Source organism: Spiribacter pallidus (genome assembly GCF_040838495.1).
GTDB lineage: Bacteria > Pseudomonadota > Gammaproteobacteria > Nitrococcales > Nitrococcaceae > Spiribacter > Spiribacter pallidus.
Window position 1 is genome coordinate 4,722 of record NZ_JBAKFM010000002.1, and the last position, 12,224, is coordinate 16,945.

Annotated in this window: 1 protein-coding gene (only partly in view); it reads left to right on the forward strand. The window is 62.0% G+C overall.

All coding sequences use genetic code 11. The features are described 5' to 3' along the window. Positions 1 to 27 precede the first annotated feature (27 nt). Positions 28 to 12,224 carry the beginning of an autotransporter-associated beta strand repeat-containing protein gene (locus V6X73_RS03480; protein WP_367958995.1) on the forward strand. 19,585 nt of this gene lie beyond the right edge of the window, so 12,197 of the gene's 31,782 nt are visible here — the first part of the coding sequence; its start codon is at positions 28 to 30; its stop codon lies off the right edge, out of view.

A 12,224-nucleotide genomic window follows, 5' to 3' on the forward strand; every position in this document is an offset into this window, starting at 1 on the left:
ACCACGGTGGGTGGTCAGCGCTACGGGGTGAGCAACGCAGGTGCAGTCAATGTCCGCGGAGCGGATGTCACCTTCACGGCCACGGCCAGCGATGCCGATGTGGTGTTCGAGGGCGATCTGCTGGCCGGTGCAACGGCCTATGACCAGGCTACGCTGCTGGATTATGACGATAAGAGCGCGGGTAACTGGAGTCTGCCGTTCGGCACCAAGAGCCTGAAGGTCTGGGCGATTGGTGCCGGTGGTGGCGGTGGTGGTGCCGATCAGTACTACGACGGCGGCTCCTGGCAGAACTATAACCCGGGCGGCGGCGGCGCCGCCGGCGGTGTTGTCTATTACACACTTGACGATGTCAGCGGGCTCAGTGCGCTCAGTTATGCCATCGGTGCAGGTGGTAGAGGCGGCTACGGTGGAGCCAACGGCGCCGATGGCCGCGACACCACGGTCACCCTCACTATGTCCTCTGAAGACGAGGTGCTCACCGCTGAGGGCGGTGAAGCAGGACGCTGGACCAGGCTGAGCCAGGGCTTTGAGGCGAGTGGCGGTGGTCACAGCGGTGGTGATGGCGGTCGTACGGGTGGACCTGGTGGCGAGTCCTGGTACACCGGCTATGGCGGCGGTGGTGGTGGTGCCATCGGTGGTAACAGCGGGGAATATGGCGGCGGCGGCAGGGGCGGCTACGGGGGAGAGAGCTCGGATGTCTCCGGCCTGCAGGCCGCACTGGAGCTGGCGGATCCAAAGTTTGCGGACAACCCCGAGGCTATCGGCGCTGAGCGGGCTGATTACGGCAATGGCAACTCTAATAGAGAAGGCGACGACGCCCAGAGCTTTGGCGGTGGCGGCGGTGGTGGTGATGACTACTACGATTCCAGCCACGGTGGTGATGGCCTTTATGGCGGTGGTGGCGGCGGCGCCGGCACGCAGGACACCAATGGCAGAGGTGGCACCGGTGGTGATGGCGCGGTGGTCATCCGCTACAGCCTGGCGCCGCAGTCGGTCACCATTGATGCCGGTGATGATGTCCGGGTTGGGGGTGATCTCACCGGCAAGACGGTGACCATCAACACCGGTGATGGCACCACGGGCGAATCCGGCGGTACTGATGGCTCGAACGTTGCCGGTGCCATTGATGTGGCAGACAGCGGCGCTGGCCTGACCAAGCAGGGCGGCGGCACGCTCAAGCTCACGGCGGATAACACTTTCACCGGTGATACGAACATCGAGGCGGGCACGCTGCAGATCGGTGACGGCGGCGCCACCGGTGCGCTTGGCAGTGAGAGCATCAAGATCGGTGATGGGGCGACGCTGGATATCCGCCGCTCGGATAGCTACACGCTGTCCGGGGATATCACCGATGCGGCGGGCACGACGAGCACGGGCGGTTCGGTGGCGATCGACTCCAGTGGTGGCACGATCACGCTCTCGGGCAATAACAGCTACAGCGGCGGCACCACGGTGACGGCGGGTGTTCTCAAGGCCGGCAGTGATCTCACCGAGGATAGCTCGGGCGATGTCACCGGCGGTGCGTTTGGTCTTGACAAGACCGCGGGCGGCGATGGCCTGATTACGGTGGCGGCTGGCGCGGAGCTTGATCTCAACAGCTACACCATCAGCAACGATCTCAACCTCTCCGGCGGTGGTGTTAATGGCGGTGCGCTGAACCACAGCGGCAGTGACAAGGCCAAGGTCACCGGTGATATCACGCTTGCAGCGGCGGGCACGGTAATCAAGAGCACGGGTGATCTCACGCTTGGCGGTGATCTGATCACGGGCTTCTCCCCGGCGCCGGGTAGTGCGCTCACGCTTGAGTTTGATAATGCCGGGCGGGTGGATCTGGCCAGTGACCTGACGCTTACGACAGATACCAAGATCATCAGTGGGGCGGGCACGCTGCGCCTGGCGGGCAGCATCGATGATGATGCGGTTACGAACACAGCTTCTAACCTGACCTTTGCGAACACCGGTTCGCTGGAGCTGCTTGGCGCGGTGGGTGTTAGCAAGGCGATTGACAGTCTCACGGTTGATGGCGCGGCGATGGTGGCGGCGGATATCACCACGGTGGGTGGTCAGCGCTACGGGGTGAGCAACGCAGGTGCAGTCAATGTCCGCGGAGCGGATGTCACCTTCACGGCCACGGCCAGCGATGCCGATGTGGTGTTCGAGGGCGATCTGCTGGCCGACGTGACCGCCAGCGATGGCGCAACGCTGCTGACCTACGACCAAAACAGCGCGGGCAGCTGGACGCTGCCGCTTGGCACGACAGGTCTTAAGGTCTGGGCGATTGGTGCCGGTGGTGGCGGTGCCGGTGCCGACGACGATACAGACGGGACTGATTACGTCCCTGGTGGTGGCGGCGGCGCGGGTGGCGTTACCTACTACACCTTGGATGCGAGCGGGCTCAGTGCGTTCAGCTATGTCATCGGTGAAGGCGGTGAAAGCGGCTACGGTCGGAGCAATGGAGCAGATGGTGGTACGACGACGGTTACTGTCGGTGGCGAGCAGCTCGTCGCGGAGGGTGGCGAAGGTGGCTACTGGGCTCGATATGATGGTCAGGACGGTCAGGACTATGAAAATTACGCCGCAGCCGGTGGCAGCGGTAGTGGCGGTACCGATACCGTTGCTGGTGGTGATGGCGGAAAAACTAATCAAGGCGACGGCGGCAGCGGCGGCGGCGCCATCGGTGGTGGTGTCGGCTACGATGGTATTTATTGGAGGGGCGGCTACGGGGGAGAGAGCTCGGATGTCTCCGGCCTGCAGGCCGCACTGGAACTGGCGGATCCAAAGTTCGCGGACAACAGCAGCAAACCCAAGGGTATTGGCGCCGAGCGCGCTGATTATGGCTACAGCACCAACAGCACCCATGGGCCTGGTGAGGACGCCGAGAGCTTTGGCGGCGGTGGTGCTGGTGGTGATGACGCCTATAACTATGCGTACGGTGGTGATGGTTTTTATGGTGGCGGCGGTGGTGGCGCCGGCACGAACACCTACTCAGTCAGAGGCGGTGACGGCGGTCATGGCGCGGTGGTGGCCAAGTACACCCTGGCGCCGCAGTCGGTCACCATTGATGCGGGGGATGATGTCCGGGTTGGGGGTGATCTCACCGGCGAGACGGTGACCATCAATACCGGTGATGGCACCACGGGCGGTTCGGACACCAGCGACGGCTCCAATGTGGCCGGCAAGGTTGATGTGGCAGACAGCGGCGCTGGCCTGACCAAGCAGGGCGGCGGCACGCTCAAGCTCACGGCGGATAACACTTTCACCGGTGATACGAACATCGAGGCCGGCACGCTGCAGATCGGCGATGGCGGCACCACCGGCGCGCTCGCCAGCGACCACATCAACATCTCGGATAATGCCACGCTAAAGATCAGCCGGAGCGACGACCACGAGCTCGATAATCTCATCCAGGATGCCGACAGCGGGGGCGCTGGCGGCTCCGTTCTCATCGACTCCGATGGGGCCAATATCACGCTATCCGGTGCCAGCACCTATTCCGGTGGTACCACGGTTAAGGCAGGCGGGCGTCTGAAAGCCGGGGTGGACAGCACCATCAGCTTGGGTGCGCTTGCCGATGGCGCGTTCGGTACCGGACTGGTGACCGTTGAAACCGGCGCTGAGCTGGATCTTAATGGCTTCACAGTAGGGAATGACCTCAAGCTCTCTGGTCGCGGTGTCGACACCGATAACAGTGGCACCGGCAATGGCGGCGCGCTTACCCACAGCGGTACCGATACCGCCACGCTCACCGGAGATATCACCATCGCCGACGCGGATACCGTGATCGAGAGTCAAGGCGATATGGTGCTCGAGGGCAACCTCACTCCGCCATCGAATATCAGCGATCTCACGCTGGAATTCCTCATTGGCTCGGATGATAGCGTTACCCTCAACAGCGCCCTCGAGCTGACCGTCCCCACCACCGTCATCAGTGGCGACGGCGACCTCATCCTCACCGGTTCGATCGATGAGGCGGCCAGCGGTGTTGATCCTGCTGGCACAGCGCTGACCTTCCAGCACACAGGCGACCTGCAGTTGCTGGGTGACATCGGCGTCACCCGCGCCATCGACAGCCTCACTGCCGGTGGTAAATACGACGGGAGCGGTAATCTGGTCACCGCGTCCGGTGATCTCTACGTCGGTGCCCTCAGCGGCATGACCATCCGCACCGATGGCGACCAGCACTACAAAGCGGATGTGGCCACGATTGGGGATGTGGCGTTTGAGACCACCTCAGGCAATGGTGGCGATATCACGTTCGATGGCAATCTGTATGGCCGGCTGACGGCTCCGCAGGCAGAGATCTTTGTCACCGGTGGTGAGACCGGTGACTGGGTGATACCAAACGAGGTTTCAGAAGTCGAAGTCTGGGCTATCGGCGGTGGCGGTGGCGGCGGCGGTGGGCCGGACGTGTACGACGCCGGGTCCGGCGGCGGTGCGGGCGGATTAGTGTATCGGGCCTATGAACTCGCTGCTGGCGATACGACCATCGGTTACTCGATCGCGAAGGGCGGTTTAGGTTCGACTTCGACCGGCACCGATGGCGGTGATACTGAAATCACCTACCCCGATGGAACATGGATGAAAGCACTCGGGGGAACCGCTGGCAGTACGAACGGATGGTTTAAATCCGGCGGTAGTTTCAGCGGTACTTATGACCATGGCATAGAAGGTGGCCGGGGTGGTCGCGCGAGCACCTACGACGGTGGTGGTGGCGGCGGCGGTATCGGCGATCAGGATGGCGAAGCTCAATCGAGCTATGGCGGTGATGGCGGCAATAGTATTGACGATTTCCATGGCCTGGCCGCTGCCCTGGAGCGCGCCGGTGAGACAGATGAGCTGGGCAAGCAGCAGACACCAGGCTCGAAGGTATTCAACGACGGCTCTTCACATGGTGGATGGGCGTCGACTTACAAGGTGTTCGGTGGCGGTGGCGGTGGTGCCAGCGACAACGGAGGCAATGGAGGGCGTGGCCTTCATGGCGGCGGCGGCGGTGGCGGTACCGGTTGGTACTATTACTACAACTATCGTCAATACGACGATCCCGGCACTGGCCGACGCGGCGGCGATGGCGTTGTCGTCTTCCAGTACGAACGGCCAGGCGATGCGGTTGCGGTTAACGCGGATGGCGCGGTCAATGTCAGCGGTGAGGTAACGGGTGATTCGGTAACGATCGGCGCCGAGCAGGATTCCGTCGTCAACGCCGTGACGGTCCATGAAGACAATGCCCAGCGTGTTGATGACACCTCGGCGGTGATCGGCGGCGGCTTTACCAAGCAGGGCAGCGGCAAGCTCACCATCGAGACCGACCTGGCGCACCAGACGAATGGCGACGCGGACAACGAGGTCTCCACCACGCAGATCGATGCCGGCACACTGCAGATCGGCACTGGCGTTGATGCGGGTAGCATTGCCAGTGACAGGATCACCATCGCCGGTGGTGCCACGCTGCGCACCGAGCGGACCGGTGAATTCACCATCAGCGCCGATATCGATGGCGCTGGTGATTTGATCAAGGCAGGTGGCAGCACGCTCACGCTCAGCGGTAGCAGCACCTATAGTGGTGATACCAACGTCAATACCGGCATCCTCAAAGCCGGTAGCGACATGACCACCAATGGGTCGAATAACCTCACTGGCGGTGCCTTTGGCACTGGGCTGATTACCGTCAGCGATGGTGCGGAGCTTGATCTTAACGGCTACTCCATTGGCAACGACCTGGATCTGACCGGTACCGGTATTAACGGCGGCGCCCTGAACCACACAGGCAGTGGCAAGGCCACGATCACCGGTGATGTCACGCTCTCCGGCGAAGGCACGGTCATCAAGAGCCTGGGCGACATGGAGCTGACCGGTGCGTTCAACATGCCCACGGCTTCGGGCAATTCGCTTACCCTGACATTTGATAATTCCGGCGACATCACCATTGCCGATGCCCTGTCACTGACCCAAGACACCGTCATCCAGACGGCGACCACCGAGGCGGGCGACGACACCGGTGCGCTGATTCTTGAAGGCACGATCGCTTCTAATTCCAGCACGCTGCGCTCGCTGACCATCGACAACCTGGGCCAGGCCAAACTGCTGGGCGGTGTGGGCTCACAGAATAATGGCAGCGATGGCCTGAATGCCGTCAGCGAGCTGACGGTGATGGGCTCGGCCACCGTGGGTGGGCATGTCACTACCGAAAACGCCATGACCTTTGGTGCAGCCCATGCCTCAGGCGTCAGCGCAGACGACTACGGCAAAAATGTCACCACGCAGTCGCAGGATGTCACCTTCCGCTCCAACGCGGGCGATGTCACCTTCCATGGCTCGGTGAAAGCGCCGTTGACGACGATTAAGGGCGAGGTGATCCGTGGCCCGCAATATGGTGACGAGACACATACCTGGGCTATCCCATCGGGCGTCGACGGTGTCCGTGTCTGGGTGGTCGGTGCTGGTGGCGGCGGTGCGGGCACCAATGATAACAGTCAAAACGTCGGCGGCGGTGGCGGCGCCGGTGGTGTCACCTACAAAGAATTCGCGAGGAAAGCCGGCGATGATGATCTGACCCTCGTCCTTTACCATCGTGGTCACAGCGGTGGCGTCGAAACGGACGGCGGAGACGGCGGTGAAGCGAAAGCTACATACAACGGCGTCACGATCAGGGCTGACGGTGGTAAGGGCGGGAAAAACGAGGATACGGACGAGGTTGCCGGCGGCGGCGGCTCCGGTCTGGACACCAATCCGGTCGGCGAGACCGCGCCAGGTGGCCGTGGCCGTGGCGAGTGGAGTTGGGGCGCCGGTGGCGGCGGCGCGATTGGCGGCGTTGACGCACCAGAAAGACATTACTACTGGTATGGAGCCCATGGTGCAGAGGCTGCCGATTTTAAGGGTCTTGCAGTCACTGTTGAGTTGATCAGTAATTACCAGTACGGCAAACCAGCAGGACAAGGCTCGCAAAGTTCCAGCAATAACCGCGCGCACGGTGGCGGTACCAGTGCGTTCGGCGCTGGTGGCGGCGGGGCCTCTTACTACGGTGGCAATGGCGGTAGTGCAGTCATTGGTGGCGGCGGTGGTGGCGCCAGCGGATACAACAATAGTGGATATGGCGGCTGGGGTGGCTACAGTGCCGCTGTCATCGCCTATGACGCGCCCGGTCAGACCGTCACCATCGAGGCCCCGAGCGGCTCGGTGGATGTGGCCGGTGATGTCGCGGGGGATGCGGTCACCATTGATGTGGGTGACACCGGCACGGATTCGCGGGTCTCCGGCAAACTGACAACGCATGAGGATGGCACCAAGGGCGGCTTCACCAAGAAAGGTGCCGGCACGCTGATTCTGGAGGGCGAAGTCGCCCACGAGGTGCCGCTGGACGCGGATTCCCTCACCTCCAAGACCACTGTGAGTTCTGGCACGCTGCAGATCGGTGATGGCGGGGATGCCGGTTCGATCACCAGTGAAACCATCATTGTCGAATCCGGCGCGGTGCTGCGTACCAACCGGGACACCAGCGAAGACATCACCATCGAGGGGACCATCAGCGGTGATGGATCGCTCGAGAAATCGGGCACGAGCACGCTCACCCTCTCCGGCACGAACACCTACACCGGCGGCACGAGCGTTCGCAACGGTGAGCTGGTCCTTGCCGGTAGCGGCGTGGTGGGCACGGGCACCATCGATCTCGGCCCGGATGCCAGTACGCCGGCCACCCTGTCGCTGGCCCGCGGCCTGCGCCTGACCAACGACATCAATATCGGTGCCGGTGGCGGTGACATCGGCATGGTCGATATCTTCGCCGGTGCCACGGATATCTACAGCAATCTATCGACTGATGTCCTCGTCGTCGCCGGCGGTGGCGGCGGTGGCGGCGGTGGTGGTGAAGGCACCACCTCAACCGACGGCGGTGGCGGCGGTGCCGGTGGCCTCATTTTTAAAGCTGGTTACAATCTGGGCGATGCGGTGGCCAACATCGCCATTGGTGATGGTGGCGCCTACGAAGAAAATGGTGAAGATTCCATTTTCTCAACGCTCACCGCGCTTGGTGGCGGTGCTGGCGGCGGCTCGCAGAGAGACGATACCGATGGCCATGCTGGATCTGGCGGGTCAGGTGGCGGAGCAGGGGCCGTTAGCGGAATTGACTCGAATCCGGGTGCGACCAATCAGACCGGTGCCGATGGCTATGGGCACGCGGGTGGTGGAGAAGATGGCGACGCCGGCGGCGGCGGCGGCGCTGGTGGTCCTGGTGGAACAGGAAACCCTTCCAGTCCAGGTGATGGCGGTCCCGGTAAAGATTACAGCGATGTCTTCGGCACGGGCTACGGTGAGGATGGCTGGTTTGCCGGCGGTGGCGCCGGTGGTGGAGAAGGTGGCGATGCGCCCAATGCCGATGGCGGCAAAGGCGGTGGCGGTAGTTCTGATGAGGCCGCAAATCCGGCTGAATCCGGTATGGACGGCACCGGTGGCGGTGGCGCCGGTGCGAACAACGGACAAGGCGGCTCGGGTGGCTCGGGTATCGTCCTGGTGCGCTATGCCGGTGAGGACGAAATGCTCACCGGTGGCAGCACCAATCAGGTCACGCTCGACGGCCGTACCTACACCGTCCACAGCTTTACCAACACCAGCGGCACTCACAGCCTCGAGGTTGATGAGTCCAACGTGAAGACCGCCTGGGTGGACGGCAAGATCACCGGTAGCGGTAATGTCACCGTGGGTGACACTGATGGCACCATTGAGTTGACCGCAGCCAATGACGTGACCGGTAAGGTCACCGTGGCTACAAATACCACCGTTGATGTGACGGGGTCGTTGCCGGATACCGGCGAAGTCGCGGTGGAGAGCGGGGGTACTTATAAGGCATCGGCCACCGATACCATCGGTAAGGTCACCGGCACCGGCTCGGTTGAAGTTTATGGCACCAACACCACCCTGTCGGTTGGTGGTGGTGATCAGACGAGTACCTTTGGCGGCTCCATTGAGGGTAGCGGCAGTTTCAACAAGGTGGGGACTGGCACGATCAGCCTTACCGGTGACAGCGACTATGCCGGAACAACAACCGTAACCGGGGGCGTGCTGTCAATCGGTGCGGGTAGCGATAGCGGCTCGCTCGCCAGCTCGCTGATCACCGTTGCAAGCGGAGGGACGCTGCAGGCCAATCGCTCCGATAACCTGACGCTGGATACCGTGATCGATGGCGCGGGTGAAGTGGTCAAGGCCGGCACCGGCAGCCTCACGCTCGCGGGTGACAGCACCTACAGCGGTGGCACGACGGTCAAGGAAGGCACGCTCAAGGCAGGCATTGACAACACGCTGAGCGGCACGACGATCGTCAGCGGCGCCTTTGGCACCGGGACGGTTGCGGTTGATCCGGGGGTGGATGGCAATGGAGACCTGACTGGGATCGGCGCCGAGCTCAATCTCAACGGCTACACCGTCGAGAACGATCTCGAGCTCACGGGCAAAGGCGTGGACACCGATGATGATGGCACCGGCGATGGCGGTGCGCTCACCCATAGCGGCAGCAGCACGGCCAATATCAACGGCACCATCACACTCACCGATACCGATACCGTCATCGCCAGTGAAGGCGATATGGTCATTAACGGCAACCTGGTCTCGCAGGGCAGCGGTGATCTCAAGCTCACGTTTGACCTGGGCAACGACAGCAGCATCAAGCTCAACAGCGATCTGACGCTGACGGTCCCCACCGAGATTGCCACCATCGGCAGCGCCGATGGTTCGATGATCATCACTGGCACGATTAACGAGGCCAGTTCGGTGACATCGAGCGACAGCACCGATCTCACCTTCAATAACCAGGGACCGTTAAGCCTTAAGGGCAGTATTGGCGACAGCAAACCGATCGACTCACTAACCACCATAGGTGTGCTTACCTTGGGCGGTGGTGATTCGGCCACGCTGGTCAAGACCAGCGGCAATCAGACCTATGAAGATAATGTCTTCATCAGCCCGGCCATCAACCCGGCTGGCGGTGCGGATGATGTCAGCTTTGAGACACCGGGCGATATTACCTTCGAGGGCAATCTCATGGCCCCGATCGCGGGCCCTGCCGCGGAAATTCTCACCAGTCCTGGGTCCGGTGACTGGACTATCCCCAATGGTGTGACGGCCGTCTCTGCCTGGGTTATTGGCGCCGGCGGTGGCGGTGCAGGCGGCTATTGGGGCGATGCCGGCGGCGGCGGTGGCGCAGGCGGATTGGGGTACGCGGAAGATATTGATGTTTCGGGCCTCACGACGATCGCTTGGACGGTCGGGCGCGGCGGAAACGGGGGCTGGAGCACAAGTGCCGGTCAAAACGGAGAAGACTCGTTCATTTATGTGGACGGAGAAAAGTTTTGGGCTGATGGCGGTTACCGCGGTTACCACGACAGCTGGACTCGTGGGTACGGAGGTAGCTCTATCTCGAAAAACTTCGACTTCTTTGTTTCTGGCGGCACCTCGGATGACAATGGTCAAAGAGGCGGTGGGTCCGGTGGTGGCTCGATCTTCAATGCCTGGGGCGAGGCCACTGGGGGTGATGTTGGTGGCGATGGTGGCGACCCGGATAACAGTTCTTATTCGACTCACAAAGACAAGCTCAATGCCGCGTTGGCACTAACCAATGTGAGCGCACGCGTGGATGACGATTATGCCAAGGGCAACGATCGCTCATTCGGGCGTGGTGGCAGTTCATATTCCGACACGCTATATCAATATTGGAATGGTGAGAGGGCAGACGGATTCGGTCACGGCGGTGGTGGGGCACATCGTTGGGGTGGTAGCGGTGGCCGCGGCGCCTACGGTGGTGGGGGTGGTGGCGGTTCCGGCGTGGGTGTGTACCACGGTGCAGGGGACTGGGACGGCTACGGCAAATGGGGTGGTCGTGGCGGCAATGGTGTTGTCCTCTTTGAATACACCCGGCCGGATGCCAGTTTTGGTGTGGATGTAGGCGGTGATGTCGTCGTCCAGGGTGACTTGAAGGGTAACGAGGTCACCATCGCCAACGACGGCGGTGCCTCAGAGCTCATGGGGACGAGCACGGTTGATGAAGGCCTTGTTAAACAGGGGTCGGGCACACTCAATGTCACTGGTGAACTGATCAGCGGTAAGACCGACGCGGGCGAGTACAAATCGACCACCGTGACCGATGGCACCCTGGTCATCAAAGACGATAATCCCGATCTTAAGACCGGTGACTTCGTCGGAGACGGCAACGGCAACGGCGGTCGCGTGGTCATTCAGCCGACTGATGGTAGCAACGACTTCACCAGCTTGCTTGATACAGACATGGCCGGTTTCGGGTCTGAATTAACGGGCGTGCGCATCGGCAAAAAGCCATCGGATAACGCCATTTCCGGCCGGACTTCGACGATCAGGATTGATGAGGCGATCGACATCGCTGCCGGTCCCATCGAAATCTTTGGCGGCAGCATCGACCTCAATGCCAATCTGGGCAGTGATGCCACCACGAGCACGGGCATTGACCTGCAGGCCAATGAGATCGTGCAGGCCGCGGGGCTTAGCGTCTCGACGCAGGGCGCGGATGTGAACTACACCGTCCACGCCAGTAACGACACCTACGCGATGCGTATTGGTGAGAGCACCAGCGGCGCGACGACCACCATTAACGCCGCCGGCGGTGACATCACACTGAGCTCCACGGCCAAGTCGGGCCAGAACGTCCGCCGCGCCATTCAGCTGGTCAATGCGGATCTCTCGACTACCGGCAGCGGCGAAATCGACGTGACCGGTGATGCCACCGAGAGCGGGATCACCAGCAGCAACGCCTGGGGCATCCAGATCTATGGCAGCGAGCTGCAGACCGATAGCGGCAACATTACGCTGACCGGTACTGGTGGCAAGGATTCCCGCGACTCCCGTGGCATCGTCGCCCAGAACACCGATCTCAAGCTGCTATCGGATAGCGGCGATATCACGCTCGTTGATACCGATGCCACTGGCGGCGGCACCAATGGCAATTCTGAATATAAAGGCCTGTGGCTGGCGCCGGATAGCGACGGCAGCATCGTCCTTGGTGCCGATGGCTCTGATGTGAGTATGGCAACGGGCGACATCACCCTCCAGGCTGACACGCTCCAGGCCAATGACCACACCGTCTCGGCGGTGAGCAGCGGTGACCTGGTGGTGGAGTCGGTGGGCGACGACTTCCTGGGTGAGACCAGCACCATCAACATCGATGCCACGGGGGATAACTTCACCAGCATCACGCTGGGCAAGAGCGGTAA